This window comes from Mesorhizobium sp. B2-1-8 (genome assembly GCF_006442545.2).
GTDB lineage: Bacteria > Pseudomonadota > Alphaproteobacteria > Rhizobiales > Rhizobiaceae > Mesorhizobium.
This window is the reverse complement of sequence record NZ_CP083952.1, coordinates 4,124,912-4,151,905: the sequence shown is the minus strand read 5'-3', so window position 1 is coordinate 4,151,905 and position 26,994 is coordinate 4,124,912. Positions and strand designations below refer to the sequence as shown.

27 protein-coding genes are annotated in these 26,994 nt (G+C 62.9%); 18 read left to right on the top strand and 9 right to left on the bottom strand.

The window, feature by feature from the left end; all coding sequences use genetic code 11:
* From lpdA to FJ970_RS20260, 4 genes are all read left to right on the top strand, one after another.
* Entirely contained in the window at window positions 1-1,449 is a 1,449-nt protein-coding gene (lpdA, locus tag FJ970_RS20275) for a dihydrolipoyl dehydrogenase (RefSeq protein ID WP_140758639.1), read from the top strand.
* Between the two features lie 99 nt (window positions 1,450-1,548).
* The gene (locus tag FJ970_RS20270; protein WP_140758640.1) at window positions 1,549-1,806 is read left to right on the top strand and encodes a GlsB/YeaQ/YmgE family stress response membrane protein; all 258 of its coding nucleotides are present in this window, start codon (window positions 1,549-1,551) and stop codon (window positions 1,804-1,806) included.
* A gap of 136 nt (window positions 1,807-1,942) precedes the next feature.
* The gene (gene lipA / locus FJ970_RS20265; protein WP_140758641.1) at window positions 1,943-2,908 is read left to right on the top strand and encodes a lipoyl synthase; all 966 of its coding nucleotides are present in this window, start codon (window positions 1,943-1,945) and stop codon (window positions 2,906-2,908) included.
* Between the two features lie 36 nt (window positions 2,909-2,944).
* Window positions 2,945-3,403 carry a type II toxin-antitoxin system RatA family toxin gene (locus FJ970_RS20260; RefSeq protein ID WP_140758642.1) on the top strand — a complete coding sequence of 153 codons (459 nt, stop codon included), beginning with the start codon at window positions 2,945-2,947 and terminating at the stop codon, window positions 3,401-3,403.
* On the opposite strand, the gene FJ970_RS20255 is transcribed toward FJ970_RS20260, so the two are convergent.
* Both FJ970_RS20255 and FJ970_RS20250 read right to left on the bottom strand, forming a co-directional pair.
* Window positions 3,379-3,888: a CinA family protein gene (locus tag FJ970_RS20255; protein WP_140758643.1), complete on the bottom strand. Its 510-nt coding sequence runs from the start codon at window positions 3,886-3,888 to the stop codon at window positions 3,379-3,381. The two genes, FJ970_RS20260 and FJ970_RS20255, sit on opposite strands and share 25 nt — an antisense overlap.
* Window positions 3,885-5,114 (bottom strand): bifunctional 2-C-methyl-D-erythritol 4-phosphate cytidylyltransferase/2-C-methyl-D-erythritol 2,4-cyclodiphosphate synthase, encoded by a 1,230-nt coding sequence (locus FJ970_RS20250; RefSeq protein WP_140758644.1) that lies wholly within the window; start codon window positions 5,112-5,114, stop codon window positions 3,885-3,887. Before FJ970_RS20250 ends, FJ970_RS20255 begins: the two co-directional genes overlap by 4 nt.
* Window positions 5,115-5,254: 140 nt before the next feature.
* Here FJ970_RS20250 and dusB point away from each other — a divergent pair, with 140 nt between their 5' ends.
* The 8 genes from dusB to hflX all read left to right on the top strand — a co-directional run bounded on the left by dusB (window position 5,255) and on the right by hflX (window position 15,390).
* Entirely contained in the window at window positions 5,255-6,283 is a 1,029-nt protein-coding gene (dusB, locus tag FJ970_RS20245) for a tRNA dihydrouridine synthase DusB (RefSeq protein ID WP_140758645.1), read from the top strand.
* A complete protein-coding gene (locus tag FJ970_RS20240) occupies window positions 6,280-7,422 on the top strand; it encodes a two-component system sensor histidine kinase NtrB (protein ID WP_140758646.1) in 1,143 nt (380 codons plus the stop codon). Before dusB ends, FJ970_RS20240 begins: the two co-directional genes overlap by 4 nt.
* On the top strand, window positions 7,419-8,879 hold the full coding sequence (ntrC, locus tag FJ970_RS20235; protein ID WP_140758647.1) for a nitrogen regulation protein NR(I): 1,461 nt from the start codon (window positions 7,419-7,421) through the stop codon (window positions 8,877-8,879). Before FJ970_RS20240 ends, ntrC begins: the two co-directional genes overlap by 4 nt.
* 85 nt (window positions 8,880-8,964) lie before the next feature.
* Window positions 8,965-11,295 (top strand): ATP-binding protein, encoded by a 2,331-nt coding sequence (locus tag FJ970_RS20230; protein WP_415752008.1) that lies wholly within the window; start codon window positions 8,965-8,967, stop codon window positions 11,293-11,295.
* Entirely contained in the window at window positions 11,285-12,646 is a 1,362-nt protein-coding gene (locus tag FJ970_RS20225) for a sigma-54-dependent transcriptional regulator (RefSeq protein ID WP_140758649.1), read from the top strand. Before FJ970_RS20230 ends, FJ970_RS20225 begins: the two co-directional genes overlap by 11 nt.
* 98 nt (window positions 12,647-12,744) lie before the next feature.
* Window positions 12,745-13,608 carry a D-amino-acid transaminase gene (locus tag FJ970_RS20220; protein WP_140758650.1) on the top strand — a complete coding sequence of 288 codons (864 nt, stop codon included), beginning with the start codon at window positions 12,745-12,747 and terminating at the stop codon, window positions 13,606-13,608.
* 144 nt (window positions 13,609-13,752) lie between these two features.
* A complete protein-coding gene (hfq, locus tag FJ970_RS20215; protein ID WP_006202172.1) occupies window positions 13,753-13,998 on the top strand; it encodes an RNA chaperone Hfq in 246 nt (81 codons plus the stop codon).
* Window positions 13,999-15,390, top strand: coding sequence for a GTPase HflX (gene hflX / locus FJ970_RS20210; protein ID WP_140758651.1), 1,392 nt, complete (start codon window positions 13,999-14,001; stop codon window positions 15,388-15,390). It abuts the gene before it with no gap.
* A gap of 24 nt (window positions 15,391-15,414) precedes the next feature.
* Here the strand turns inward: hflX and mazG are convergent, their stop codons facing one another.
* Together mazG and FJ970_RS20200 are read right to left on the bottom strand one after the other, a co-directional pair.
* A complete protein-coding gene (gene mazG / locus FJ970_RS20205; protein WP_140758652.1) occupies window positions 15,415-16,239 on the bottom strand; it encodes a nucleoside triphosphate pyrophosphohydrolase in 825 nt (274 codons plus the stop codon).
* An 89-nt stretch (window positions 16,240-16,328) separates the two neighbouring features.
* Window positions 16,329-17,513, bottom strand: coding sequence for an aromatic amino acid transaminase (locus FJ970_RS20200; RefSeq protein ID WP_140758727.1), 1,185 nt, complete (start codon window positions 17,511-17,513; stop codon window positions 16,329-16,331).
* 129 nt (window positions 17,514-17,642) lie between these two features.
* Here FJ970_RS20200 and FJ970_RS20195 point away from each other — a divergent pair, with 129 nt between their 5' ends.
* The 5 genes from FJ970_RS20195 (at window position 17,643) to FJ970_RS20175 (ending at window position 21,440) form a co-directional block, all read left to right on the top strand.
* A complete protein-coding gene (locus FJ970_RS20195; protein WP_140758653.1) occupies window positions 17,643-18,236 on the top strand; it encodes a histidine phosphatase family protein in 594 nt (197 codons plus the stop codon).
* An 87-nt stretch (window positions 18,237-18,323) separates the two neighbouring features.
* Window positions 18,324-18,842 (top strand): sigma-70 family RNA polymerase sigma factor, encoded by a 519-nt coding sequence (locus FJ970_RS20190; RefSeq protein ID WP_265336191.1) that lies wholly within the window; start codon window positions 18,324-18,326, stop codon window positions 18,840-18,842.
* Window positions 18,839-19,612 (top strand): anti-sigma factor family protein, encoded by a 774-nt coding sequence (locus tag FJ970_RS20185; RefSeq protein ID WP_140758655.1) that lies wholly within the window; start codon window positions 18,839-18,841, stop codon window positions 19,610-19,612. The genes FJ970_RS20190 and FJ970_RS20185 overlap by 4 nt, the downstream gene beginning before the upstream one ends.
* A 24-nt stretch (window positions 19,613-19,636) precedes the next feature.
* Window positions 19,637-20,353, top strand: coding sequence for a Bax inhibitor-1/YccA family protein (locus FJ970_RS20180; protein ID WP_140758656.1), 717 nt, complete (start codon window positions 19,637-19,639; stop codon window positions 20,351-20,353).
* A 202-nt stretch (window positions 20,354-20,555) separates the two neighbouring features.
* Entirely contained in the window at window positions 20,556-21,440 is an 885-nt protein-coding gene (locus FJ970_RS20175; protein WP_140758657.1) for an aldose 1-epimerase family protein, read from the top strand.
* A gap of 48 nt (window positions 21,441-21,488) precedes the next feature.
* Here FJ970_RS20175 and FJ970_RS20170 read toward each other — a convergent pair whose 3' ends face one another.
* The gene (locus tag FJ970_RS20170; protein ID WP_140758658.1) at window positions 21,489-22,400 is read right to left on the bottom strand and encodes an agmatinase; all 912 of its coding nucleotides are present in this window, start codon (window positions 22,398-22,400) and stop codon (window positions 21,489-21,491) included.
* Window positions 22,401-22,553: 153 nt separating this feature from the next.
* On the bottom strand, window positions 22,554-23,078 hold the full coding sequence (locus FJ970_RS20165) for a dihydrofolate reductase family protein (RefSeq protein ID WP_140758659.1): 525 nt from the start codon (window positions 23,076-23,078) through the stop codon (window positions 22,554-22,556).
* An 89-nt stretch (window positions 23,079-23,167) separates the two neighbouring features.
* Between FJ970_RS20165 and FJ970_RS20160 the strand changes: the two genes are divergently transcribed.
* Window positions 23,168-23,488 carry a hemin receptor gene (locus tag FJ970_RS20160; RefSeq protein WP_227791860.1) on the top strand — a complete coding sequence of 107 codons (321 nt, stop codon included), beginning with the start codon at window positions 23,168-23,170 and terminating at the stop codon, window positions 23,486-23,488.
* Between the two features lie 316 nt (window positions 23,489-23,804).
* Here FJ970_RS20160 and FJ970_RS20155 read toward each other — a convergent pair whose 3' ends face one another.
* Genes FJ970_RS20155 through metG form a run of 3 tightly spaced genes read right to left on the bottom strand, consistent with a single transcriptional unit; the run spans window position 23,805 to window position 26,976 of the window.
* A complete protein-coding gene (locus tag FJ970_RS20155) occupies window positions 23,805-24,626 on the bottom strand; it encodes an MBL fold metallo-hydrolase (protein WP_140758661.1) in 822 nt (273 codons plus the stop codon).
* Window positions 24,623-25,423, bottom strand: coding sequence for a TatD family hydrolase (locus FJ970_RS20150; protein WP_140758662.1), 801 nt, complete (start codon window positions 25,421-25,423; stop codon window positions 24,623-24,625). The genes FJ970_RS20155 and FJ970_RS20150 overlap by 4 nt, the downstream gene beginning before the upstream one ends.
* A complete protein-coding gene (gene metG / locus FJ970_RS20145) occupies window positions 25,423-26,976 on the bottom strand; it encodes a methionine--tRNA ligase (protein WP_140758663.1) in 1,554 nt (517 codons plus the stop codon). The genes FJ970_RS20150 and metG overlap by 1 nt, the downstream gene beginning before the upstream one ends.
* Window positions 26,977-26,994: the final 18 nt, after the last annotated feature.

Here is a 26,994-nt window from a genome sequence, read left to right as displayed (position 1 = left end):
GTGGCTGAGAACTACGACGTCATCATCATCGGCTCCGGTCCCGGCGGCTATGTCACTGCGGTGCGTTCCGCCCAGCTCGGCTTCAAGACGGCCATCGTCGAGCGCGAGCATCTGGGCGGCATCTGCCTGAACTGGGGCTGCATTCCGACCAAGGCGCTGCTGCGCTCGGCCGAGATCATGCACTATTCGGATCACCTGAAGGATTATGGCCTGAAGCTCGACGGCGGCAAGATCAGTGCCGATACCGCGGCCGTCGTCGATCGGTCGCGAAAAGTGTCGCTCAGGCTCAATGGCGGCGTCGCCTTCCTGATGAAGAAGAACAAGGTCGATGTCATCTGGGGCGAGGCCAAGTTGTCGAAGCCCGGCGAGATCGTGGTCTCCAAGACGGCCAAGAAGCCGATGGAGCCGCAGCCGCCGGTGCCGAAAGGCATCAAGGGCGAGGGCACCTACACCGCCAAGCACATCATCCTGGCGACTGGCGCGCGGCCGCGCGCGCTGCCCGGCATCGAGCCGGATGGCAAGCTGATCTGGACCTATTTCGAGGCCATGGTGCCCAAGGAGATGCCGAAATCTCTGCTGGTAATGGGCTCGGGCGCAATCGGTATCGAATTCGCCTCCTTCTACCGCACAATGGGCGCCGACGTGACCGTGGTCGAGCTGCTGCCGGCTGTGATGCCTGTCGAGGATGCCGAAGTCTCGAAATTCGCGCAAAAGCAGTTCGAGAAGCAAGGCATGAAGATCATCCTCGAGGCCAAGGTGACCAAGGTCGAGAAGGGGGCGAACTCGGTCACCGCGCATGTCGAGATGAAGGACGGCAAGGTCGAGAAGATATCAGCCGACCGCATGATTTCGGCCGTCGGCGTCCAGGGCAATATCGAGAATCTCGGCCTTGAGGCGCTCGGCGTGAAGACGGACCGTGGCTGCGTTGTCGTCGATGGTTACGGCAAGACCAATGTGCCTGGCATTTACGCCATCGGCGATGTCGCCGGCCCGCCGATGCTTGCCCACAAGGCCGAGCATGAGGGCGTCGTGTGCGTCGAGAAGATTGCGAACTTCCCGGGTGTTCACGCCATCGACAAGCTCAAGATCCCCGGTTGCACCTACTGCAATCCACAGGTCGCCTCGGTTGGCTTGACGGAAGCCAAGGCCAAGGCCGAAGGCTGGGATATTCGCGTCGGCCGCTTCCAGTTCGCGGCCAACGGCAAGGCCATCGCGCTTGGCGAAGACCAGGGCTTCATCAAGACCATCTTCGACAAGAAGACCGGTCAGTTGCTCGGCGCGCACATGGTCGGCGCCGAAGTCACCGAATTGATCCAGGGCTTTGTCGTGGCGATGAACCTCGAAACGACCGAGGAAGAGCTGATGCACACGATTTTCCCGCACCCGACGCTGTCGGAGATGATGAAGGAAAGCGTGCTCGACGCCCATGGCCGCGTCTTGAACGCATGATAGATTCGCCGCGGGAGACTCAGCTTCGAAAGCCGCAGGGTCGCGACGGCGAGGCGGTTCGTTTCCGGATGCATTTTTACTGGCGCAAGGAGAAGGCATATGCACTTGAACGGCGTGGGCTGGATCGCAGCCATCATCATCGGCGGCCTGGCAGGCTGGTTGGCCGAAATGGTCATGAAGAGCAACACCGGCATATTCATGAACATTATCATGGGGATCCTTGGCGCTGTGGTGCTGAACGCCATCCTGCAGGCGCTCAACATCGGCGTGTTCGGCGTCGGCTGGACCGCCTATCTGATCACCGGCTTCATCGGTGCCTGCCTGTTGATCTGGGTCGGTCGTCTGGTTCGCCGCTAGTCGATATCGCTCCGGCTATGCGAAAACGGTTGTGGCGGCATGCGCCGCTGCAGCCTTTTTCTTTGAGCTGAAAAGTCCTAGATGACGTGAAAGTGACGATCGCCGACGGCGGTCGCGAGAAAAACCCAGGGTTCAGATGGTCACTGTCCTCGACACGATCGCCAACGCGCCGCGGCTGCGGCACCCCGAGAAAGCGCACAAGCCCGACCAGGAAGTCCTGCGCAAGCCGGACTGGATCCGCGTCAAGGCGCCGGTGTCGAAAGGCTATGCCGAGACACGCGAGATCGTGAAATCGCACAAGCTGGTGACCGTGTGCGAAGAAGCCGGTTGCCCGAACATCGGTGAGTGCTGGGAAAAGAAGCACGCCACCTTCATGATAATGGGCGAGATCTGCACGCGCGCCTGCGCCTTCTGCAATGTCGCCACCGGCATTCCGACCGCGCTCGATCCAGACGAGCCGGCCCGCGTCGCCCATGCCGTCAAGCAGATGGGCCTTACCCATGTCGTCATCACCTCGGTCGACCGCGACGATCTCGCCGATGGCGGCGCGCAGCACTTCGCCGATGTCATCCGTGAGATTCGGGCGGCAACGCCTCTGACGACGATCGAAATCCTGACGCCGGATTTCCTGCGCAAGGACGGCGCGCTGGAGATCGTCGTGGCGGCCAGGCCCGACGTCTTCAACCACAATCTCGAAACCGTGCCGTCGAATTATCTGAAGGTCCGGCCGGGCGCCCGCTATTTCCACTCGATCCGGCTGCTGCAGCGGGTCAAGGAACTTGATCCGTCGATCTTCACCAAGTCCGGCATCATGGTGGGGCTGGGCGAAGAGCGGAACGAAATCCTGCAGTTGATGGATGATCTGCGCTCGGCCAATGTCGACTTCATGACCATCGGCCAGTACCTGCAGCCATCGAAAAAGCACCATCCGGTGATCCGCTTCGTCACGCCCGAGGAGTTCAAGTCCTTCGAGACGATCGGCAAGACCAAGGGCTTCCTGCTGGTGGCGTCTAGCCCGCTGACGCGCTCGTCGCATCACGCCGGCGACGATTTCGCCAGGCTGCGCGCGGCGCGCGAAGCGCAGCTCGCGAAATCGCTCTGATGCGTCTTCGACGCGACGCGCTCTAGAGCCGGGTTCATGCCGAAATTCGAAGCCACCCGCCACGTTGCCCATACGCCTGAGCAGATGTTCGCGCTGGTCGCCGACATCGAGACTTATCCGCAATTCCTGCCGCTTTGCGAAGCGCTGACGGTCCGCTCGCGCAAGGAGCGTGACGGACGCACCATCCTCGTCGCCGACATGAGCATTGGCTACAAGGCGATCCGCGAGACCTTCACCACGCAGGTGCTGCTGAAGCCCGACGAGAACGCCATCGATGTGAAATACATCGATGGCCCGTTCAAATATCTGAGCAATGTCTGGCGTTTCGAGCCAGACGGTGCCGGCTGTGTCGTGCGCTTCTTCATCGACTACGAATTCAAGAGCCGCATCTTGGGCGCGCTGATGGGCACGATGTTCGACCGTGCCTTCCGCATGTTCGCCGAGGCTTTCGAAAAGCGCGCCGACGTCATCTACGGCAAGACACCGGCGGCCTGACTCTCGCCAAGCGTCTGCAAGCCGAGCTTGAGCGCATGGTCGACCGTTTGCCGGCGGATGAAGTCACGGCCATTGTCGGCAAACAGCTTGTATTCGGCCGTCACGGGCTGGCCGTTCACCGCAACGCCGAACCAGACCAGGCCGACAGGCTTTTCCGCAGAACCGCCACCTGGACCGGCAATGCCGGTAACGGCCAGGGTCAGCCCTGCGCGTGAACGGGTGAGCGCGCCCTTTGCCATCTCGATGGCTGTCTCGCGGGAAACCGCGCCATGCGCGTCGAGCGTGGTTGTTCGCACGCCGAGCATGTCCATCTTAGCTTCATTGGAATAGGTGATGAAGCCGCGATCGACCACGGCCGAAGAACCGGCGATGTCGGTCAGCGCGGCGATGATCATGCCGCCGGTGCAGCTTTCGGCGGTCGCCAGCATGATGCCCCGCTCGCGGCAGGCCTCGAGCAGGGCGATTGCCGGGCCGCTGTCGGTCATTCCGGAACCTCGCCGGGAAACACCACGCTGGCGGTGGCGATCGCCGCAATGCCTTCCTCGCGGCCGACGAAGCCGAGCTTCTCGTTGGTTGTCGCCTTGATCGAGATTCGGTCGGCGGAAATGCCCAGCATCAGGGAAAGAACCGCCGTCATCGCCTCGCGGTGCGGGCCGACACGCGGTGCCTCGCAGATCAGCGTGATGTCGGCATTGGCGATGCGCCCGCCGCGCTCCCGCACCAGTCTTGCCGCATGTTCGACGAATATCCGCGACGCAGCGCCTTTCCACTGCGGATCGGACGGCGGGAAGTGCGTGCCGATGTCGCCGGCCCCGCAGGTCGCCAGCAGCGCGTCGGTCAGGGCGTGCAGGCCGACATCGGCGTCGGAATGGCCCGACAATTTCCTGTCGTGCGGAATGGCGACGCCGCAGAGCGTGACATGGTCTCCCGGCTCGAAGGCATGGACGTCATAGCCGTTGCCGGTGCGGATATCGGGGAAGTGTGCCCGCTCGCTGGAAAGTCGCTGGTGCGCCATGGCGATGTCCCGTGCCCATGTGAGTTTGATATTGTCCGGCGAGCCGGGAACGAGCTTCACCGGCATTTGCATCCATTCGGCAATCGACGCGTCGTCGGTAAAGTCGGTTTTGCCTCGGTTATAGGCTTCTTCATGCATCGTCATGATCGCGAGGAAGGGAAAGCCTTGCGGCGTTTGCGCCGCGTGCAGCCCGTTTCTGGGGACTGTTTCGCCAACCATGCCGCTGGCCGATTCGCGTTTCAGCGTGTCGGCAACGGGCAGGGCGGGAAGCGCGCCTTCACGCTCGCCGATGGCCGCGATGGTGCGGTCGATGAGATCCATGTCGACAAAAGGGCGCGCGGCGTCGTGGATGAGGACCTTGTCCGGCGCGTAGCTTCTTAACGCGTGCAGCCCGAGCCGAACCGAATCCTGCCTAGTCGCGCCTCCGGCGATTGCCGTCACCCGATCGGCATCGGTGCCCACCGCCTGCCGAAAAAGCTCCTGGTCCTCGGCATGAATGGCCACGACGATCCGGCCGATGAGCGGGTGCGCCAGAAAAATATCGATGACACGAGCGATGACGGCGCGGCCGGCAATTCGTTGATATTGCTTCGGGCCATCGGCCTGTCCGGCGCGCGCGCCGCGGCCGGCCGCGACGATAACCACCGCGACTTTGCCACCCGGATCCGAAGCCTGATTTTCAGTTGCGCCAATCATTTAGTCTGGTCCTAGTCGCGGCCAAGGCCGAAGGCCAGCATTTTCCCAATTGCGCCTTAATGTGGCGTCATTCCGCGTTGCACATTTCTCTCGATCTGGCTAGAGAATGTGCAGCGAATGGACATGCTTGGTTTTTGTGCATGGTTAACTTGATCAGATTGGCCGCGCCTCTCGACGTCGGCGGTGTGAGAATCCGGAACCGCGTCTTCCTCGCGCCGATGTCTGGGATTACCGACGAGGCGTTCAGGCAGCGCGCCCATGCGCATGGCGCCGGCCTGGTCGTGTCCGAAATGGTGGCCAGCGGCGAACTCGCCAAGGGCAGGGCCGGCTGCGACCTGCGCATACGTCATTCCGGCCTGCCCGTCCATATGGTGCAGCTTGCCGGCCGCGAGGCGATCCATATGGCCGAAGGCGCACGGATCGCCGCCGGCGAGGGCGCCGACATCATCGACATCAACATGGGCTGCCCGGCCAAGAAGGTCACCGGTGGCTATGCCGGTTCGGCATTGATGCTGGACCTCGACCACGCGCTCTCGCTGATCGAGGCCGTGGTCGGCGCGGTCAAGGTGCCGGTCACGGTCAAGATGCGGCTGGGTTGGGACGAGGCGGCACTCAACGCTCCCGTCCTGGCGCGCCGTGCCGAGCAGGCGGGCGTCAAGATGGTCACGGTCCATGGCCGCACACGCTGCCAGTTCTACCAAGGTAAGGCGGATTGGCGCGCCATCGCTCGCGTCAAGGAGGCCGTATCCATCCCGGTCGTCGCCAATGGCGATGTCTGCTCCCCGGCTGAAGCCTCGGTCATTCTCGAACAGTCCGGCGCCGACGCAGTGATGGTCGGCCGCGCCCACTATGGCGCGCCGTGGGTCGCCGGCAGCATCGCTGCGGCTGCCGCCGGGGCATTTTCGCCCGGCATTCCCGAGACCCCGCAAGCGCTCGCCGACTATGTCGTTGCCCATTACGAGGACATGCTGGCGCTTTACGGCGCCGAGAGCGGCCTGCGCCAGGCCCGCAAGCATCTGGGCTGGTATCTTGATCGACATGCCGGGTGCGTCGCTGGCGACGGTAGAAAGGCGATAATGACCGCGTTCGAACCAGCCCGTGTCATCGCCTTGCTACGCGATGTGTTTTCGCGCGATCCGCAAACCATGAACCTGCGGAGTGCCGCATGACCGCCACCGCTAGCCAGAGCGTTGAAATGGCGGATGCCGCCCAGATCGTGCTGAATACGATCCGCCGCCCGGTGATCATGATCAGCGAGGAAGGCTTCATCACCTTCGCCAACGCCGATGCTGAGGATTTCTTTCGCTCCAGCGCGACCATGCTGGCGCGCAACACCCTGTCCAAGCTCATACCCTTCGGCAGCCCGTTGCTGACGCTGGTCGACCAGGTGCGCGAGCGCCGCGCGCCCGTCAACGAGTATCGCGTCGACGTCTCGTCGCCCCGCCTCGGCATCGAGAAGGTCGTCGATCTCTATGTCGCGCCGGTGCCGGAGTTTCCGGGCTCCGTCGTGGTCATGTTTCAGGAGCGGTCGATGGCCGACAAGATCGACCGGCAGATGACGCATCGCGGCGCGGCGCGCTCGGTGACCGGCCTGGCGGCGATGCTGGCGCATGAGATCAAGAACCCGCTTTCCGGCATCAGGGGGGCGGCCCAACTGCTCGAACTGTCCGCCTCCGATGAGGATCGCGCGCTGACGCGGCTGATCACCGACGAGACGGACCGTATCGTGTCGCTGGTCGATCGTATGGAGGTTTTTTCCGACGAGCGGCCGATCGATCGCTATCCCGTCAACATCCATGTCGTGCTTGATCACGTGAAGGCAATCGCAAAGAACGGTTTCGCGAAGAAAATCAAGATATTGGAGGATTATGATCCATCATTGCCTCCAGTATTCGCAAACCGCGACCAACTGATCCAGGTGTTCCTCAACCTGATCAAGAACGCCGCCGAGGCAATTGGCAGCGATCCGCAGGGCGAAATCGTGCTGTCCACCGCCTTCCGGCCCGGTATTCGGGTTTCGGTCCCGGGCACGCAGGATCGTGTATCGCTGCCGCTGGAGTTCTGCGTGCGCGACAATGGTTCCGGCGTCTCGGAAGATATCCTGCCGATCCTGTTCGATCCCTTCATCACCACCAAGCCGAACGGCTCGGGTCTCGGGCTGGCGCTGGTCGCCAAGATCGTCGGTGAGCATGGCGGCATCATCGAATGCGATTCGACGCCGCGCGCGACAACGTTCCGGGTCCTGATGCCGGCCTGGAAGGAAACGGCGCTGGGCGCCGATCAAGACGGCGAAGGAGACCGCAAATGACCGTTCGCGGCAATATTCTCGTCGCCGACGACGACGCGGCGATCCGCACCGTACTCAATCAGGCGCTGTCGCGTGTCGGTCACGAGGTGCGCGTGACCTCCAACGCCTCGACGCTGTGGCGCTGGGTGGCCGCCGGCGAGGGTGACCTCGTCATCACCGACGTCGTGATGCCGGACGAGAACGCTTTCGACATGCTGCCGCGCATCAAGAAGGCGCGGCCGGAACTGCCCGTCATCGTCATGAGCGCCCAGAATACGTTCATGACGGCGATCCGCGCTTCCGAAACCGGCGCCTACGAATATCTGCCGAAGCCTTTCGACCTCACCGAACTCCTCAACATCGTCAACCGAGCGCTGTCCGAGCCCCGGCGGCCCAAGATCGATGCCCGGCAGGAAGAGCAGCCCGAAACGATGCCGCTGGTCGGCCGTTCGGCGGCCATGCAGGACATCTACCGTATGCTGGCGCGCATGATGCAGACCGACCTGACGGTCATGATCTCGGGCGAATCGGGCACTGGCAAGGAACTGGTGGCGCGCGCGCTGCATGAATATGGACGCCGTCGTGGCGGTCCGTTCGTTGCCATCAACATGGCGGCGATCCCGCGCGACCTGATCGAATCGGAATTGTTCGGCCACGAGAAGGGCGCCTTCACCGGCGCTCAGAACCGCTCGACCGGCCGCTTCGAGCAGGCAGAGGGCGGCACGCTTTTCCTCGACGAGATCGGCGACATGCCGATGGAGGCGCAGACGCGCCTGCTGCGCGTCCTGCAGCAGGGCGAGTACACGACGGTCGGCGGCCGTACGCCGATCAAGACCGATGTGCGCATCGTCGCTGCCACCAACAAGGACCTGCGCACGCTGATCAACCAGGGCCTCTTCCGCGAGGACCTTTTCTACCGTCTCAACGTCGTGCCGCTCAGGTTGCCGGCGCTGCGCGAGCGCTCCGAGGACGTGCCTGATCTGGTGCGCCATTTCTTCAAGCTTGGCGAGATGGAGGGGCTGCAGACCAAGCGTATCTCTTCCGGCGGCATCGAATTGATGAAGCGCTATCCATGGCCAGGCAATGTGCGCGAGCTGGAAAACCTCGTTCGCAGGCTCGCCGCGCTTTATTCGCAGGACGAGATTTCCGCTGAGATCATCGAGGCGGAGCTCAAGACAGGGGAACGCCCGGTGGTGCCAGGCGCCGGCAACCTCATTCCCGACGATCTTTCCATCGGCCAGGCGGTGGAGCACTTCCTGCAGCGCTATTTCGCCTCCTTTGCAGGCGAATTGCCGCCCGCTGGCCTCTACGAACGTATTCTATCCGAAGTCGAATACCCGTTGGTGCTGGCTTCGATGACGGCAACCCGCGGCAACCAGATCAAGGCCGCGGAGCTTTTGGGCCTCAACCGCAACACCTTGCGCAAGAAGATTCGCGAGTTGGGCGTCAACGTCTATAAGTCGTCCCGCCAGGCCTGAGCCGGCGCCGGGCACACGATCTTTTTCAGGGGACCGAACGGGGAAAGAGTCCCGTCGCTGTCACACTTGTTGCATAATCGCCACAATGCGTTGCATAGATCGGACGCAATCATTGGCTCTACACGGCGACATGGCTCCGCAGACACCTGTACCCAACCAACCGCTTTTCAGCGAACCAGGCGCGCGCGACGGACGCCGGCTACTGGCGCTGCCAGGCGTGATCGCGGTCGTCGGCGCCCTGATCATGGCGGCTATCTCGTTCGCGATCCTGGTCGGTGCGACACCGATCGCGCCGGACGCCAAGGCGACGTGGGCGCTGATCGCTCTCAACGCCGCCTTCGTGCTCGTTCTCATCGCGCTGGTCGGGCGCGAGGTGCATCGCATCGTCATGGCCCGCCGCCACGGCAAGGCGGCTTCCCGGCTGCATGTGCGCATCGTTGCCATGTTCGCGCTGGTTGCCGCCATTCCCGCCATCATGGTGGCGATCATCGCCTCGATCACGCTCGATATCGGCCTTGATCGCTGGTTCGAGATTCGCACCAAGACGATCGTCAATTCTTCGTTGTCGATCGCCGATGCCTATGTCCAGGAAAACGCCCGCAACCTGCAGGGCACGACTCTGTCGATGGCCTACGATCTCGATGCCTCCCGCACGCTGTATGGCCTCGATCGCACCGGCTTTCTCGACCTCATGAACAAGGAAGCCGTGGGCCGCTCGCTGGCGCACGCCGCGCTGATCAAGCCCGACGGCTCCTTCGTCATGAGCGCCAAGACCGATGCCGATTTCGCCATGCCGGAACCGCCGGAAGGAGCGGTTGCCACCGCCACCGACGGTAAGCCGGTGCTGATCGAGCCGCGCACGCGCAACATCATGGGCGCCATCGTCAAGTTGCGCCAGATCGAGGGCCTCTATCTCTACACCATCCGTCTGGTCGACCCAGAGGTGATCAAGGCGCGGCAGATCGTCAGGTCCAACACCGACGAGTATCGCAATCTCGAGGACAACAGGCGCACCTCGCAAGTGGCATTTGCGCTGCCCTATCTGTCGCTGACCCTGATCATCATCCTGTCGGCAATCTGGACCGGCATAGCCGTTGCCGACCGACTGGTGCGGCCAATCCGTCAGCTGATCGGCGCTGCCGATGAAGTCGCGACCGGCAATCTCGACGTCGCGGTGCCGGTGCGGCCATCCGATGGCGACGTCGCCTCGCTCGGCGATACGTTCAACAAGATGCTGCTGGAGCTCAAATCACAGCGCAACGAGATCCTGTCGGCGAAGGACCTGATCGACGAGAGGCGGCGTTTTTCGGAAGCCGTGCTTGCCGGTGTCACCGCCGGCGTCATCGGCGTCGACCCCTACGGCATCATCACCATCGTCAACCGTTCCGCCGAATCGATGCTGGCCATTTCCGCCAGCGCGGCACTCGGGCAGAACCTTTCCGCGATCCTGCCTCATGTCGGCCGCGTCTTCGAGATCGGCCGTAAGTCCGGCAAGCCGGTCTATCGCGAGCAGGTGACCTTCTATCGCGCCGGTGCCGAGCGGACCTTCAATGTGCAGGTCACCATCGAGGCCGGCGACGACGGCTCCGAGGAAAAGTCCTACGTCGTGACGGTGGATGACATTACCGACCTGGTTCAGGCCCAGCGTTCGTCCGCGTGGGCCGACGTGGCGCGGCGCATCGCCCACGAGATCAAGAATCCACTGACGCCGATCCAACTTTCCGCCGAGCGTATCAAGCGCCGCTACGGCAAGGTCATCACCGAGGACCGCGAAGTTTTCGACCAATGTACCGACACGATCATCCGGCAGGTGGAGGATATCGGCCGCATGGTCGACGAGTTCTCGGCCTTTGCCCGCATGCCAAAGCCCGAGATGAAGGCCATCGACCTGCGCGAATCGCTGCGCGAGGCTTCCTTCCTGGTCGAAGTCAGCCGTGCCGACATCACCTTCGAGCGGATATTCGGCAATGAGCCGCTCAAGGGCACTTTCGACAGCCGGTTGATGGCCCAGGCCTTCGGCAACGTGATCAAGAATGCCGCCGAGGCGATCGACGGGCTGGAACAGAACGACGGTTCGCACGGCATAATCCGGATTCAAGCCGGGCGCCAGAATGGCGCGATTCGCATCGACGTCATCGACAATGGCAAAGGCCTGCCGCGCGAGAATCGCCAGCGATTGCTGGAGCCTTATATGACCACACGCGAAAAGGGCACCGGGCTTGGTCTCGCTATCGTCAAAAAGATCGTGGAGGACCATGGCGGCAGGCTGGAACTCCATGACGCGCCTGCGGACTTCCATGGCGGGCGCGGCGCGATGATCAGCATCATCCTGCCGCCCGCGGCCGGCACGCTGCCGCGGGGCGAAAGCAGGGCGGACCACGAAAGAGAAACTGAAAAGGTCGGTAATGGCGTCTGATATTCTCATCGTCGATGACGAGGAAGACATCCGCGAACTCGTCGCGGGCATCCTGAGTGACGAGGGTCACGAAACCCGTACGGCATTCGATGCCGACAGCGCCCTGGCGGCCATCGCCGATCGAGCGCCGAGGCTGATCTTCCTGGACATCTGGCTGCAAGGTTCGCGCCTGGACGGGTTGGCGCTGCTGGACGAGATCAAGACCATGCACCCGAACCTGCCCGTGGTGATGATTTCAGGCCACGGCAACATCGAAACCGCGGTTTCCGCCATCCGTCGCGGCGCCTATGACTTCATCGAGAAGCCGTTCAAGGCCGACAGGCTGATCCTCATCGCCGAACGTGCGCTCGAGACCTCGAAATTGCGCCGCGAGGTTTCCGATCTCAAGCTGCGTAGCGGCGAGACCTTCGACCTGATCGGCATGTCGTCGGCGATGAGCCAGTTGCGCCAGACCATCGAGCGTGTCGCGCCGACCAACAGCCGCGTGATGATCGTTGGGCCCTCCGGTTCGGGCAAGGAGCTGGCAGCGCGCGCCATCCATACGCTTTCGGCCCGCAAGGGCGCGCCGTTCGTGACGCTGAGCGCCGCCAACATCACGCCCGAACGCATGGAGATCGAACTGTTCGGCACCGAATCGAACGGAGTCGAGCGCAAGGTGGGAGCGCTGGAGGAAGCCCATCGCGGTATTCTCTACATCGACGAAGTGGCCGACATGCCGCGCGAAACGCAGAACAAGATTTTGCGCGTGCTGGTCGAACAGCAGTTCGAGCGGGTGGGCGGTACAAAGCGGGTCAAGGTCGATGTCCGCATCATTTCCTCAACCTCGCAGAACCTGGAGGCGATGATCGCCGACGGGCGATTCCGCGAGGATCTTTACCATCGGCTCGCCGTGGTTCCGGTCATGGTGCCAGGGCTGGCCGAACGGCGCGAGGACATTCCCTATCTCGTCGACAATTTCATGAAGCAGATCGCCCGCCAAGCCGGCATCAAGCCGCGCCGCATCGGCGACGATGCGCTGGCCGTGCTGCAGGCGCACAACTGGCCGGGCAACGTGCGTCAGCTCCGCAACAACGTCGAGCGGCTGATGATCCTGGCGCGCGGCGAGGATGTCGACGCGCCGATCACCGCGGATCTGCTGCCGTCCGAAATCGGCGATGTCATGCCGCGCACGCCCAACCAGTCGGACCAGCACATCATGGCGCTTCCGCTGCGCGAGGCACGCGAACAGTTCGAAAAGGACTATCTGATCGCCCAGATCAACCGGTTCGGCGGCAACATCTCGAAGACGGCCGAGTTCATCGGCATGGAGCGCTCCGCTTTGCATCGCAAGCTGAAGTCGCTGGGCGTCTGACGCGCGGCGTCCATCGGCCGCGCCTGGGCCAAGCATTTGCCGGTTACGGCGGCGGCGGAATCGCATAAGAAGGCCCGAGAATTTTCCAGGGGTCGCCAATGCCGCGCATTGCCTATGTCAACGGGCGCTACGTCGCTCATGCGGACGCTTCCGTGCATATCGAGGATCGCGGCTATCAGTTCGCCGACGGCGTCTACGAGGTCTGCGAGGTGGCGCGCGGCTTCATCGTCGACATGCCCCGCCACCTTGCCCGGCTCAACCGCTCGCTGACCGAACTGTCGATCGCCTGGCCGGTGACGCGCAACGTATTGCCGCTGATCCTGCGCGAAGTGGTCAACCGCAATCATGTCGCCAACGGCCTGGTCTATGTCCAGGTGACGCGCGGGGTCGCCAGCCGCGATTTCGTTTTTCCGTCGGCGGACACGAAGCCGGCTCTGGTGGTGACCGCCAAGAAGGCGGATCCTGCCGCCGGCGCGAAACGGGCCGAGACGGGTATCGCGGTCATCACCGTGCCCGAGAACCGTTGGGATCGCGTCGACATCAAGAGTACCGGTTTGCTGCCCAATGTATTGGCCAAGCAGAAGGCCAGGGAAGCCGGTGCCCAGGAAGCCTGGTTCGTGGACACGGATGGCAACGTCAAGGAAGGCGGCTCGTCGAATGCCTGGATCGTTACCAGGGATGGCGTTCTGGTCACCAGGCCGGCCGAACATGGCATTCTGCGCGGCATCACGCGCACCACCATGTTCGAAGTCGCGGCAAAGCTCGGCCTGAAGATCGAGGAGCGTGGATTTTCCGTTGCCGAGGCCAAGGCGGCTCGCGAAGCATTCATCAGTTCGGCGACGACTATTGCCATGCCGATCGTGACCATTGACGGTGATCCCATAGCCAATGGAGACCCCGGCTCAATAACACTTTCGTTGCGGCAGGCCTTTTTTGACATTGCGGAAAAAAGTCCAGCCTGATAACCGCACAGGTGGAATGAACATCAATATATCTCGTTCTGCTTGTCGTTACTGACGGCAAGAGGGTGTTTGCGCGCTTGACATGTGCCCGGTAATTTGGCGCATTGGCTGCAAACCGAAGGGGATCGGCGAAAGACAAAAACAATGGCGGAACGATCGCAAAATCTTCAGGACCTGTTCCTGAATTCAGTTCGCAAGAGCAAGAACCCGCTCACCATCTTCCTCATTAACGGCGTGAAGCTGACCGGCGTGGTCACCTCCTTCGACAATTTCTGCGTCCTGTTGCGCCGCGACGGCCACTCCCAGCTCGTCTACAAGCACGCCATTTCCACGATCATGCCGAGCCAGCCGGTTCAGATGTTCGATGGCGAGGAAAGCCAGGGCGCCTGATTGCCACGTGAGAGAGACGCGGACGGCACGGTTCGCGGAAAATCAGCGCATCATCCCGGGACGGAAGCGGAAGCCCCGACCCGGGCCGTTGTCATTGTGCCTGTGCTTTCCCGCCAACCGCGCAATGACGATGATACGAGCCGTCCCCGGCTGACACGCTCGGCCGAGGCGCGCCACGACGAAGCAGTCGGCCTTGCCCGCGCCATCGACCTTGATCTGATCCATACGGCGGTCGTCACCGTCAACGACCCGCGTCCGGCGACATTGCTGGGCAGCGGCAAGGTCGAGGAGTTCGCCGGGATCGTCAAGGAAGGGCATGCGGAAGTGGTCATCGTCGACCATCCGCTGACGCCGGTACAGCAGCGCAATCTCGAGAAGGAATTCAACGCCAAGGTGCTGGATCGCACGGGGCTGATCCTGGAGATTTTCGGCGAGCGGGCGCGCACCAAGGAAGGCACGCTGCAAGTCGAGCTTGCCCATCTCAACTACCAGAAGGGCCGCCTGGTGCGCAGCTGGACCCACCTGGAGCGTCAGCGTGGCGGTGCCGGCTTCCTCGGCGGCCCCGGTGAAACGCAGATCGAATCCGATCGACGGCAGTTGCAGGAAAAGATCATAAAGCTGAAGCACGAGCTGGAAACGGTGCGCCGCACCCGCGACCTGCATCGCGCCAAGCGCAAGAAGGTGCCGTTTCCGGTGGTGGCGATCGTCGGCTACACCAACGCCGGGAAGTCGACGCTGTTCAACAAGCTGACCGGGGCAGGGGTGCTGGCGCAGGACATGCTGTTTGCCACGCTTGATCCGACACTGCGCCGCGTGCGGCTGCCGCATGGCACGCCGATCATTCTTTCCGACACGGTGGGCTTCATTTCGGACCTGCCGACGCATCTGATCGCGGCGTTCCGCGCGACCTTGGAAGAGGTCGTAGAGGCGGATCTCGTTATCCATCTGCGCGACATTTCCGATCCCGATACGGCGGCGCAGGCCGAAGATGTCGAACGCATCCTCGCCGACCTCGGCGTCGACGCCAGCGACACCAAGCGCGTGATCGAAGTCTGGAACAAGATCGACCTGCTGGACGAAGGCAACAGGCAACGGCTGCTCGCCGACGGCGCCGGCGGCGGCAAGGAGCCGCCAATCGCCGTATCGGCGGTATCGGGCGAAGGCATCGATGCGCTGAAGGCGATCATCGAAACGCGGATAGCCGGCGAGCTGCGAGATCTGACGGTGACGATCGAGCCGGCCCAGTTTGGCCTTCTCGATTGGCTTTACCGCAATGGCGATGTCGTTTCGCGAACCGACAATGACGACGGCAGCGCCACCATCTCGCTCCGGGCCACGCAAAGCGCCCGTGAAGAGATCGAAAGCCGATTGCGCCGCAGAAACAATGGCTAACGCGCAGCAATCCAGGAAGAAGTGCTACTTCGCGTTTTTTGCTTCCTGCCAGAGCGCTTCCATTTCCTCCAGGGTAGCTTCCTCCAGCGAGCCGCCTGCCTTTTCCAGGGCCTGCTCGACATAGTGGAAGCGTGAGCGGAATTTCTCGTTGGTGCCGCTCAGCGCCGCTTCCGAATCGAGCTTCAGGTGACGCCCAAGATTGACGACGGCAAACAACATGTCGCCGAACTCGTCCTTGATCTCAGCCGTTTCACCCTTGGCCAGAGCCTCGCGCAACTCCCCGATCTCTTCCTCGATCTTGTCCAGGATGGGAGCAGCCTCGCTCCAGTCGAAGCCGACACGGGCGGCCTTTTCCTGAAGTTTCAAGGCTCGCGTCAAGGCGGGCAGGGCGACCGGAACACTGTCCAGGAATCCCTTGCCATTGTCCTCGGGGTCGAGGCCACGCGCGAGGCGGGCTTGCCGCTTCTCGGCATTCTCCTGCGCCTTGATCTTCTCCCACATGCCCTTGGCCATGCCGGCGCTGCGAGCCTTCTCGTCGCCAAAGACGTGTGGATGGCGGCGGATCATCTTGGTGGTGATGGTCTGGACCACATCGGGGAACGCGAATTCACCGGCCTCCTGCGCCATCTGGGCATGGTAGACGACCTGCAGCAGGAGGTCGCCAAGCTCGTCGCGCAGGTCGTCGAGATCGCCGCGCGCAATGGCGTCCGCCACCTCATAGGCCTCCTCGATCGTATAGGGGGCGATGGTGGAGAAATTCTGCTCGATGTCCCACGGGCAGCCGGTCTTCGGCGCGCGCAACGCCGCCATGATCTCGATCAGGCGTGAAATGTCGTTCGATGGCGTCATGCGGCGGATGCTATCGCGCGAACCGCCGCGCGGCCAACGCTGTCAGCCGGCGAGGGGGGCTTGTCCACAGTTGCACCGTACCCGCTTCGTCAGTCCAGCACGGAAACGATCGCCTTGGCGAGGTCATCGATGCCGTCCTCGGGCAGGCCCGCCACGTTGATGCGGCTATCGCCGACCATGTAGACGGCGTGCTCGGCGCGCAGCCGTTCGACCTGCGCTTCCGTGAGGCCAAGCCTGGAGAACATGCCGCGATGGCTGGCAACGAAGTCGAAACGGTCGGAATTGGATTGCCAGCGCAGCGCCTCGGCGAACGCGACCCTGAGCCTCAGCATACGCAGGCGCATCTCTTCGAGCTCGGCTTCCCAGTCGGCACGCAGCGCGGCGTCTTCCAGCACGATGCGCACCGCGGCCGCGCCATGGTCCGGCGGCATCGAATACATGGCGCGTGCCGCCGACAGCATCTGGCTCATCGCGACGTCGGCCTGCGCGCCGTCCCTGGCCAGGACCATCGCCGCGCCGACACGGTCGCGGTAGACGGCGAAATTCTTCGAGCAGCTCGACGCGACGACCATTTCCGGGACTTTCGCGGCCAGCAGCCGCAAGCCGAGGGCGTCGGCCTCGAGACCGTCGCCAAAGCCCTGATAGGCGATGTCGACAAACGGCAGCAAGTCACGCTCGACGATCAGATCGGTGACGGCCTCCCACTGAGCTGCGTCCAGATTGGCGCCGGTCGGGTTGTGGCAGCAGCCATGCAGCAGCACCACGTCGCCGCGGTTGGCCGTCCGCAATGCAGCCAGCATGTCGTCGAAACGAACGGCACCCGAGGCCGCATCGAAATAGGGGTATTCGCGAATCTGCAGGCCGGCGGCACGCATCACCGGCATATGGTTCGGCCAGGTCGGGTCGGAGACCCAGACCGTCGCGTCCGACCGTGTGCGCTTGAGCAGTTCCGCCACCAGCCGCAGCGCGCCGGACCCGCCAGGCGCCTGTGCCGCACGGATACGCGCCATGTCGGCACCCGGACCGAAGGCGAGCTTGGCCATCACGGTGTTGAAGCCGGTATCGCCGGCAAGGCCGAGATAGGTCTTGGTATCCTGTCCTTCCAGCAGCCGCTTTTCGGCCTCGCGCACGGCGCGCATGACCGGCGTCTTGCCGTCGCGATCCTTGTAGACGCCGACGCCGAGGTCGACCTTGCCAGGGCGTGGATCGGCGCGATAGAGGCCGATCAGCGCAAGAATCTTGTCGGCGGGAGCTGGCTGCAGGTGTTCGAACATCATTATGGTTCCGTTGGCGCGGCGGAGTGATACGCAAATTGGCCAGGTTTCACCAGCGGTTTCGGTGCGCCGACACGAAAAGCGGCACCTGTCGGTATAGCTTCCACCTACTCAGAGAAAGCATTCTCCATGCTCGTCCGTCTGACCATGATCTGCGCCGGCGCCACGGCGGCGACCCGGAAAGGATCGTTTCCTTCGGATGAACCGCTGGAACCACGATCGCTGACATTGGCAAAGGCGATGCGCGGGACGCTGCGCCGCGCCGACCGTGTGTTGACGGGCCCGGCGCTTCGCGCCTGTCAGACCGCTGAGGCGCTATCGCTGGATGCGACTGTCGATACGATGCTGGCGGACCAGAATTGCGGACGATGGGCAGGCAAGAGGTTTGACGAGGTGCAGGCGCTACACCCGGACGAGATCATCGCCTGGCGCACGGATCCGAATACGGCCCCGCATGGTGGTGAATCGCTGGCTGAAGTTGCCCAACGGGCCGCTGATTTGATGGATCGATTGATCGCCGAACGTGGTCACACGATCGCCGTGACGCATGCCAGCGTCATCCGCGCCGCGATCCTGCATGTTCTCAGCGCGCCGCTTGCCGCCGGTTGGAAAATCGACATCGAGCCGCTGAGCATCACCGATTTTCGCAGCGACGGCCGCAGATGGGTGTTGCGCGCCTGCGGCGTGAGCGCTCCCAAACGGGCAAGTCCGCGTCGGGACTGAAGAGCAGCGCTGGATATCGGCGAAGAAAAGGACAGCCGCCGGGATTAGAATCCCCACATGCTCCGTAAACAGGGCATGAAACCGTCGATGCCACGCTTTGACATCATAGGACAACTCGGGTCGCTGCGGCGCTACGCGCGTTCGCTGGCGCGCGACGGCGTCGAGGCCGAGGATCTCGTGCACGACGCGCTGGTGCGCGCCTATGAGCGTCGCGGCACCTTCCGCTCGGGCGGAAATCTGCGGGCATGGCTGCTGTCGATCGTCCACAACACCTTCATCGACCGCATGCGCACGCGCCGCTCGGAAGCGGCACGTCTCGAACAGGCCGGATATCTGGCCGACGGCAGCACGCCGGCGCCGCAGGAACATTCCGTGCGCCTGGCGCAGGTGCGCGAAGCCTTTTTCAGCCTGCCGGAAGAACAGCGCTCGGCGCTGCATCTGGTCGCCATCGAGGGGCTCTCCTACCAGCAGGCGGCAAATGCCAGTGGCGTGCCGCTGGGCACGCTGATGTCGCGTATCGGCAGGGCGCGCGCGGCCCTGCGCCAGCTGGAAGAGGCGCCGGCGCGGGGCAAAAATCATCTCAGGATCGTGGGAGGTGACACATGACCGCTCTTGTGGACCCGGTTACGGACGCAGATCTCGACGCCTATGTCGACGACCAGCTCGACGTTAGCCGCCGCATCGAGGTCGAAGCTTTCCTGTCCGCGCGTCCGGAGGCGGCCGCGCGCGTGATGTCCGATCTGCGCATCCGCGACGAACTGCGCGTGGCGCTGGCCGGCTCCGAGGGCGTGGCGCGACCCGCGACTGCCGATGCCGCGCGGCGGCTGGAGAGGGGACTTGGCCGGGGCCGAGTCTTCGGCATGTTGCAACGCACGGCGGCGGTCGCCGCTTTCGTTGCCGCCGGCTGGCTGGCAAACGGCATTGTCGGGCCGATGTCGGTGACCAAGGTGGTCGCTTCGCCGCAGCCGCCCGCCTATGTCGACGAGGCGGTACAGGCACACAGGACGACGCTGCTGCGCGAAAACATGCCCTCGCAGACCGAGGCGCCCAATTACAATGCCGGCGAGATCCGCGCCGCCACCGCCATCGTCATGCCATCGCTGCCGAAGGACTGGAAAGTCCGCGACGTGCAGATCTATCCGTCGCGCTTCGGCCCGAGTGTCGAAATTGCGGTTGAAACGAAGGAGATGGGCCTGGTGTCGCTGTTCGCGATCCGGCCGGGCACTTTCGATGTGGTCAAACCGACCGTCGCGCCCTCCGGCGATATCTCCTCGGCCTACTTCCAGATCGGCGATGTCGCCTACGCGGTTGTCGCGAAGAGCGAGGTTCACGATCTCGACCGCGCCGCCGAAACGCTCGCCAGAACGCTTTACTGACCGATCCTCAAAGGAGACCTGAAAATGAATACGCCCAATCTTGGATACCGCGTCGGCGCGGGCGCCCGGACCGGAGCCGTCTATGACGAGGGCCTGCGCCAGCACATGCTGCGCGTCTACAATTATATGGGCCTCGGCCTGGTGGTTACCGGCCTTGTCGCCTTCCTGGTGTCGTCGACGCCCGCCCTCTATGTGCCGATCTTTTCCAGCCCGCTGAAATGGGTGGTGATGCTGGCGCCGCTCGCCTTCGTGCTCCTGTTCTCGTTCAAGATGCAGACCATGTCGGCGGCAAGCGCGCAGGCAATGTTCTGGGCCTTTTGTGCCGTCATGGGCCTGTCGCTGGCCTCGGTGTTCCTGGTCTTCACCGGAACCAGCATCGCGCGCACCTTCTTCATCGCCGCTACCATGTTCGGTGCCACCAGCCTCTATGGCTACACGACCAGGCGTGACCTGACCCAGTTCTCGTCCTTCCTGATCATGGGTCTGATCGGCGTGGTGATCGCCAGCATCGTCAACATCTTCCTCGGCTCGACCGCGCTGCAGTTCGCCATCTCGGTGATCGGCATCGCCGTGTTCATCGGCCTGACCGCCTGGGACACGCAGACGATCAAGGAGCAGTATGCGGAGAATTTCGATGCGGAGTCGCGGCAGAAGCTTGCCGTCTTCGGCGCGTTCTCGCTCTATCTGAACTTCATCAACATCTTCCAGCTGCTGTTGAATTTCACCGGCGAGCGGGAATAGTCCGGACCATAGCTGGAAACAGCTGCCATGATGCCGTGGCCGGAGGGAAACCTCCGGCCACTTTTCATTTGAGACGGCGCCCGGCCGGTGGCGCTGTCAACGTTCATCGCGACCGTGTGAAAGGCAAATGCGTCCGCTGCCTTGAGTTCACGCCTTGCCATTTGCTAGCCTGCCGGCCACGCCAGACGAACCGCGAGGACATATGGAACAGGACAGCCTGACGCTTCATGGCGAAGGCATATCGGCGACCATTGCCGGGCAGGGCGCCGAACTGGTTTCGCTGCGGGATGCGCAAGGATTTGAGTTTCTGTGGCAGGCCGGACCGGCCTGGCGGCGCCATTCGCCGGTGCTGTTCCCGATCGTCGGCAGGCTGAAAGGCGATCAGCTGCGCCATCGCGGCCAGGCCTATCCGATGACGCAGCACGGCTTCGCCCGCGACAAGCCGTTTATGTGGGCGGAGAGGGGGCCTCGATCCTGCACGCTGGTGCTCACCGATGACGCGGAAACCCGAACGCACTACCCGTTCGCATTCCGCCTGGCTGTGACCTATACGCTGGGCGAGGGTCAACTCGACATAGGATTAGAGATCACCAACACCGGCGACGAGCCGTTGCCGGCCTCGATCGGGGCGCATCCGGCATTCAACTGGCCACTTCTGCCCGGTGTGGCCAAAACGGATTATCGGCTGATCTTTTCCGATGACGAGCCAGCGCCGATCCGCCGGCTGAAGGATGGCCTGCTCACCGCGACGCCGCAGCCAACGCCTGTCAAAGGCAATATCCTCGAGCTCTCCGAAGGGCTTTTCGAGGACGACGCCGTGATCATGGACCGGCCGGCCAGCAACAGCATTCGCTACGGCGCCGGTCACGGTCCGGCGATTGAGGTCTCGTGGCAGGGACTTCAGGAACTGGGCATCTGGTCCAAACCCGGCGGCGCACCGTTCCTGTGCATCGAGCCTTGGCACGGCATTGCCAGCCCGCTGGATTTCGATGGAGAGTTCATCGACAAGCCGGGCCTGATGCTGATCGCGCCGGGCGCGAAGCGTTCGTTGAGTTACCGGATCAGGCTGGAGCAGGGGCCTCGGTAAAGTTTCCTGCAGACCGGACAGGGGGCATATTCGACCTCAGGTCGGGTTTCAAACCTGCCGGACCACGGCGCCGATCACATTGACGAGAAGGCGCGCGGCGATGAGCGCCGACAGGCCGTCAATGTCGGCTGGCGGATAGAACTCGACAAGATCGAATCCAGCGATCCTCGCCCGCTTGCCGAGGCCTGCGATGAGATCGATGACCTGCGTATAGGTGAGGCCGCCAGGCGTACGCGCGGCCACGCCAGGCATGAAGCCTGGGTCGAGACTGTCGCAGTCGAAGGTGACGACGACCCGCGCGCCTTCCGGAATATGGCTGAGCGCCGCTTCGACACCTTGGGCGTGGACCTCGCGGGCGGTGACGAAACGGCTGCCATAGTGCCGCGCCGCTTCGATCTCCGTGAGGCGTGCGCTGCCGACGCTGCGCAGTCCGACCTGCACCATGCCGGCGACATGCGCCATCTCGCTCGCCCGGCGCATCGGGCTGGAGTAGCCGTGGCGTTCGCCATGCACTTCGTCACGCCAGTCGATATGGGCGTCGATCTGCAGGATCCAGACAGGCCCGTGATCCGCGAAGCCGGCGAGGAAGGGACTGACCACGGAATCGTCCCCGCCGAGCAGGATGGGCACGGCGGGCAATGACAGGACTTCGCGCATCTTCGCCTCGATCCGGGCGCGGTTGCCGGCATTGTCATGCATGATGGTCAGGATGTCGCCGGCGTCGACGCAGCAGATCGGCCTGCCGTCGAACAACGGGCCGCCGAGATCGAAATCCCAATGCTCGAAGAGCTCGGCATCATCCTGGCTTGCAACACGGATGGCATCGGCGGCCAAGGCGTGGCCGCCGCTGTCTTTGCCGGGATAGGTGCTGCCGTGACCGGCACCGAAGATCACCGCACGGGGCACCGTGCCATCGGCGAGGCGATCGGGCAGGCCGAGAAAGGAAGATCGAGTGATCATCTGATTGCCTTGAAATCCAGCCGAAGCCTGATGAGCAGTTTGGGACAGGGTAATTGCTTCGCTGGCCGGATTCCATTGCCGAAATCGCCGTCCGGAGGGTTCCGCCGGTCTTGGCTTTGAGGCACCTTTTGGCTGGGACATTGAGGGTCCTGATCAGGCAGAAACGTATGTCAATCTGACCACGTCCTTGCCGATCCGGTCGCTGGCCACGAGGCGGAGCGGTGGCCGGGGACCAGCGAAGAACGGCTTGCCGTGACCGAGCACGACAGGATGGAAGTAGAGTCGATACTCATCGATGAAACCGGTCAGGCTTCGCGCCAGGTCTGGTCCGGAAACGGAGATCTCACCCGTCAGCTGATCTTTCAGCCTGCGTATCGCAGCCTCCGCGTCATCAGCGACAAGCGTGGCGTTAGGGCCGACCGACTTCAGCGAGCGCGAGACAACCCATTTCGGTTGCCGTCGCCATGCCGCCGCGAACTCGCGTAAATCCGGCGTCCACTCCGGATGGTCTTCATCCCAATAGCGCTTGACCTCATACATGCCGCGACCGTACACGCTGCCCGTCAGGCCGCGCACGTGCTCGATCCAATGACGGAAGAGCGTGGCATCGGGCCCAAATGCCTGGTGGTCGACATAGCCATCCAAGGACAGGTTCATTCCGAAGACGAGCTTAGCCATGGTGCCTCATGACAAAACGCACACCCCCGCCTGGCATTGGGCCGCATAATGGCCGCGAACTGCAAATGATGCTCCAGGGCGAGAAACCAATGGCGTTGTTCGCGGCAGAACCTGGTATGGATGCAGAAGACATCGGTGATGCGCATTTCAAACCCTTTGTCGATGATGGACGTATCCTCAAGTTCTCCTATATTGATCCTGAAACCTCTATTGAGGAACGTCGCTACTGCCTGCCAACAGAGGAGTGGCGCTGTAAGCTTAGCCAGATGATCTCACGAATGTGTCGCAACGGGGCGGCCTTTAACGTCTTCACGACGAATGATTTAGCGAGGATAGAAGGCACTCTTCTTGGCTACCCAAAGGACAGTATTGAAGCGTTCATTGCACATGCTACGGCGCTGAAAATCTAGAACTCCAAAACAGATTAAATGGCTGCCGCCCGTCTGTTGGCGCTGTCCGGCGCGGGCCCGTGCTGGCTGCCCCTCGAGGTCGCGGCCATGGCGCATTTGGGGCCGCGGTTCTCGAACTACCAATGGTGCGCGAGCCATCAACCTGCACCAGCTCGCAGAAAGTCGCATAAGATAGATTATGGAACTAGCGCATGGGGCGTAGCTCGAGAATTGCTGCGGTTTCGGCCAGTGACGGCACCATGCCGGCACTTCACGACCTCGAACCCATCGTCCAACGTTCGAGCGGCGACTGGAACAGCCGGCTGAGCTGCTGTCTCTATCGTTCTGACTCGTATGGGATTTCTATCACCATGCCATCATAGGCCGGTTCGACATTGTCAGGCGTCTCGGTCATCACGGCGGTGTAATCGAGCGGCACGTGCATGTGCGTCAGCACGGCGTTCCCAGGCGAAAGCGCCTCGATCCAGTCCAGCGCCTGGCCAAGCGAGAGATGGCTTGGATGCGTGTTGTATTGCAAAGCGTCGATGACCAGCATGTCGAGGCCTCGCAGCCGCTCGGCGGTGGTCTTGGGAAAGTCGCTGACATCGGGGCAGTAGGCGAGCCCGCCGATGCGGAAACCCAGCGAAATGATGTCGCCATGGATCTGGGGCAGCGGCTCGAAGGTGAGGGCACCCCCCTCTCCTTCAACCACAACCGGCCTGGCATGGTCGATGATGTGGGCGTCGACGATCGGCGGATAGGAGCTGCCCGGCGGCGTCTCGAAGCAATAGCCGAACGCCTCGCGCAGCCGCAGCATGGTCGGCTCGTCGGCATGGATGTCGATGCGATGCCGTTGTTCTAGCACATAGCCGCGCAAATCGTCGATGCCGTGGATGTGGTCGGCATGCGGATGCGTGTAGATCACCCCATCGATGCGCCTGACTGAAGCCATCAGCATCTGCTCGCGGAAATCCGGCCCGGTGTCGATGACGACCGTGGTGCGGCTGCCGCTAGCGGCGATGCGCTCGACAAGCGCGGCCGTGCGCATGCGCCGGTTCCTCGGATTGGCGGGGTCGCAATTGCCCCAGTCGCCGGTGATGCGCGGCGTGCCTGGCGACGACCCAGAGCCGAGAATGGTCAGGCGCAGCCGGTCGCTCATGCCTCGGGTGCCCGCTGGTCCGGGCGTGGCATCTTTCCAAACAGCCGAAAGAAATTGTCGGTGGTCAACGCAGCGATTTCAGCCGCGGTGACGCCGATCGTCTCCGCCAAAACCTTGGCGGTCTGCGCGACATAGGCCGGCTCGTTGCGCTTGCCGCGAAACGGTACCGGCGCAAGGTATGGCGCGTCGGTTTCGACCAGCAACCGGTCGTGCGGCACGTCGGCGGCGATGGCGCGCAATTCGACGGAGTTCTTGAAAGTCAGGATGCCCGAGAACGACACATAGCCGCCTAACGACACGCCGACCTCGGCGAGCCGCCGTCCCGACGAAAAACAATGCAGGATGAAAGGGAAGGCGCCCTTCCCTGTCTCGTCTTCGAGAATGGCGGCCATGTCGTCGTCGGCGTCGCGCGAATGAATGACGAGAGGCAGCCCGGTCTCGCGGGCGGCGGCGATATGGGCGCGAAAACCCTGCGCCTGCGCATCGCGTGGTGCCTTGTCGTAGAAATAATCGAGCCCCGCTTCACCGATCGCCACCACCTTTTGGTGAGCGGACAGGCGGACAAGGTCGGCAGCGGTGACGTCGAGCTCCTCGGCGGCATTGTGCGGATGGGTGCCAACGGAGCAATAGACTTCGTCGAAAGTCTCTGCAATCTCAAGGACTTGTTGAAACCGCTTCACGCGCGTTGAGATCGTCACCATACGGCCGATGCCGGCCGCCTTGGCGCGGGCGACAATGGTCGCCCGCTCCTCGGCGAAGTCCGGAAAGTCCAGATGACAATGGCTGTCGACGAGCATCAGGCGTTCGCGTCCGTCTGTTCGACATAGCGCGGAAACACGCCCTCTGGCGCAGGCAGCGCCGTGCCGGACACAAGCGCATGGTCGGCGTGGACATGCACGAAATCGCGATCGTCCGCCGGCACTGCCAGCAGGTCGAGCAGCTTGCCGGCCGAGCCCGGAATGAAGGGCTGGCATAGAACCGCCACGCGTCGCACCACTTCGGCTGTCGTCCACAGCACCGTTTCCATGCGCTCCGGATTGGTCTTTTTGAGCGCCCAGGGTTCCTGTCCGGCGAAATACCGGTCGGCTTCCGCAACCACGCCGAAGATCGCCGCCAGTGCCAGATGGATGCCCTGTTCGGCCATTGCCTTGCGCGCTGTGGCGAGGGCGTCGACCGCTTGATCCAGGATCACCTTGTCGGCCTCCGCCAGATCGCCGCGCTTCGGCACCACGCCGCCGCAGTTCTTGGCGATCATCGACAGCGAGCGCTGCGCCAGATTGCCGAGACCATTGGCCAGATCCGCATTGGTGCGGTTGACGATCGCTTCATGGCTGTAGCTGCCGTCCTGGCCGAACGGCACTTCGCGCAGGAAGAAGTACCGCACCTGGTCGAGGCCGTAATGCTCGACCATGGTGAAGGGGTCGATGACGTTGCCGACCGATTTCGACATCTTCTCGCCGCGGTTGAACAGGAAGCCGTGGCCGAAGACGCGCTTCGGCAGCGGGATGCCGGCCGATATCAGGAAGGCGGGCCAATAAACCGCGTGGAAGCGCACAATGTCCTTGCCGATGATGTGCGCATCGGCCGGCCAAAACCGCCAATTGTCAGCTTTTTCATCGGGATAGCCGATACCGGTAATGTAGTTGGTCAGCGCGTCTACCCACACATACATGACATGCTTTTCGTCGCCAGGTACCGGCACGCCCCAGTCGAACGTGGTGCGCGAGATCGACAGGTCCTTCAGTCCCGACTTGACGAAGCTCATCACCTCGTTGCGTCGCTCGGCCGGACCGATGAAGTCGGGCTGGTTTTCATAAAGCGCGATGAGCTTGTCCTGGTAGGCCGACAGGCGGAAGAAATAGCTCTCTTCCTCGACCCATTCGACCGGGGTTCCCTGCGGCCCGTAGCGGACATTGTCGGGGCGGACCTCGGTCTCTTCCTCGCCGTAGTAGGCTTCGTCACGCACGGAGTACCAGCCGGCATAGCCGCCCTTGTAGACGTCGCCATTGGCGGCCATCGCCTTCCAAATCGCCTGCGAAGCCGCGTAATGCCGCTCCTCGGTGGTGCGGATGAAATCGTCGTTGGAGGCGTTGAGCGCGGTCGCCATGCGCTTGAACTCGGCCGAGTTGCGGTCGGCCAGGTCGCGCGCCGAAATGCCTTCCTTCTTCGCCGTCTGCAGCATCTTGATGCCGTGCTCGTCGGTGCCGGTGAGGAAGAAGACCTGCTTGCCGTCGAGCCGCTGGAAACGGGCAAGCGCGTCGGTGGCGATCAGCTCGTACGCATGGCCGATATGCGGCTTGCCGTTCGGATAGGAAATCGCGGTCGTGATGTAGAATGTGTCGCGTGACATGAATGAACCGTCATGAAT

Bases quoted from the DNA above. Each gene is read 5' to 3' on its own strand.
- FJ970_RS20175 (WP_140758657.1), top strand. From the start codon at position 20,556: ATGGAACAGGACAGCCTGACGCTTCATGGCGAAGGCATATCGGCGACC.
- FJ970_RS20170 (WP_140758658.1), bottom strand. From the start codon at position 22,400: ATGATCACTCGATCTTCCTTTCTCGGCCTGCCCGATCGCCTCGCCGAT.
- FJ970_RS20150 (WP_140758662.1), bottom strand. From the start codon at position 25,423: ATGCTCGTCGACAGCCATTGTCATCTGGACTTTCCGGACTTCGCCGAG.
- dusB (WP_140758645.1), top strand. From the start codon at position 5,255: ATGGTTAACTTGATCAGATTGGCCGCGCCTCTCGACGTCGGCGGTGTG.
- FJ970_RS20195 (WP_140758653.1), top strand. From the start codon at position 17,643: ATGCTCGTCCGTCTGACCATGATCTGCGCCGGCGCCACGGCGGCGACC.
- FJ970_RS20155 (WP_140758661.1), bottom strand. From the start codon at position 24,626: ATGAGCGACCGGCTGCGCCTGACCATTCTCGGCTCTGGGTCGTCGCCA.
- FJ970_RS20260 (WP_140758642.1), top strand. From the start codon at position 2,945: ATGCCGAAATTCGAAGCCACCCGCCACGTTGCCCATACGCCTGAGCAG.
- FJ970_RS20220 (WP_140758650.1), top strand. From the start codon at position 12,745: ATGCCGCGCATTGCCTATGTCAACGGGCGCTACGTCGCTCATGCGGAC.
- hfq (WP_006202172.1), top strand. From the start codon at position 13,753: ATGGCGGAACGATCGCAAAATCTTCAGGACCTGTTCCTGAATTCAGTT.
- metG (WP_140758663.1), bottom strand. From the start codon at position 26,976: ATGTCACGCGACACATTCTACATCACGACCGCGATTTCCTATCCGAAC.
- FJ970_RS20180 (WP_140758656.1), top strand. From the start codon at position 19,637: ATGAATACGCCCAATCTTGGATACCGCGTCGGCGCGGGCGCCCGGACC.
- FJ970_RS20160 (WP_227791860.1), top strand. From the start codon at position 23,168: ATGGCGTTGTTCGCGGCAGAACCTGGTATGGATGCAGAAGACATCGGT.
- FJ970_RS20200 (WP_140758727.1), bottom strand. From the start codon at position 17,513: ATGTTCGAACACCTGCAGCCAGCTCCCGCCGACAAGATTCTTGCGCTG.
- FJ970_RS20165 (WP_140758659.1), bottom strand. From the start codon at position 23,078: ATGGCTAAGCTCGTCTTCGGAATGAACCTGTCCTTGGATGGCTATGTC.
- FJ970_RS20225 (WP_140758649.1), top strand. From the start codon at position 11,285: ATGGCGTCTGATATTCTCATCGTCGATGACGAGGAAGACATCCGCGAA.
- lipA (WP_140758641.1), top strand. From the start codon at position 1,943: ATGGTCACTGTCCTCGACACGATCGCCAACGCGCCGCGGCTGCGGCAC.
- FJ970_RS20270 (WP_140758640.1), top strand. From the start codon at position 1,549: ATGCACTTGAACGGCGTGGGCTGGATCGCAGCCATCATCATCGGCGGC.
- FJ970_RS20255 (WP_140758643.1), bottom strand. From the start codon at position 3,888: ATGACCGACAGCGGCCCGGCAATCGCCCTGCTCGAGGCCTGCCGCGAG.
- ntrC (WP_140758647.1), top strand. From the start codon at position 7,419: ATGACCGTTCGCGGCAATATTCTCGTCGCCGACGACGACGCGGCGATC.
- FJ970_RS20185 (WP_140758655.1), top strand. From the start codon at position 18,839: ATGACCGCTCTTGTGGACCCGGTTACGGACGCAGATCTCGACGCCTAT.
- FJ970_RS20240 (WP_140758646.1), top strand. From the start codon at position 6,280: ATGACCGCCACCGCTAGCCAGAGCGTTGAAATGGCGGATGCCGCCCAG.
- FJ970_RS20250 (WP_140758644.1), bottom strand. From the start codon at position 5,114: ATGATTGGCGCAACTGAAAATCAGGCTTCGGATCCGGGTGGCAAAGTC.
- FJ970_RS20230 (WP_415752008.1), top strand. From the start codon at position 8,965: ATGCGTTGCATAGATCGGACGCAATCATTGGCTCTACACGGCGACATG.
- mazG (WP_140758652.1), bottom strand. From the start codon at position 16,239: ATGACGCCATCGAACGACATTTCACGCCTGATCGAGATCATGGCGGCG.
- FJ970_RS20190 (WP_265336191.1), top strand. From the start codon at position 18,324: ATGCCACGCTTTGACATCATAGGACAACTCGGGTCGCTGCGGCGCTAC.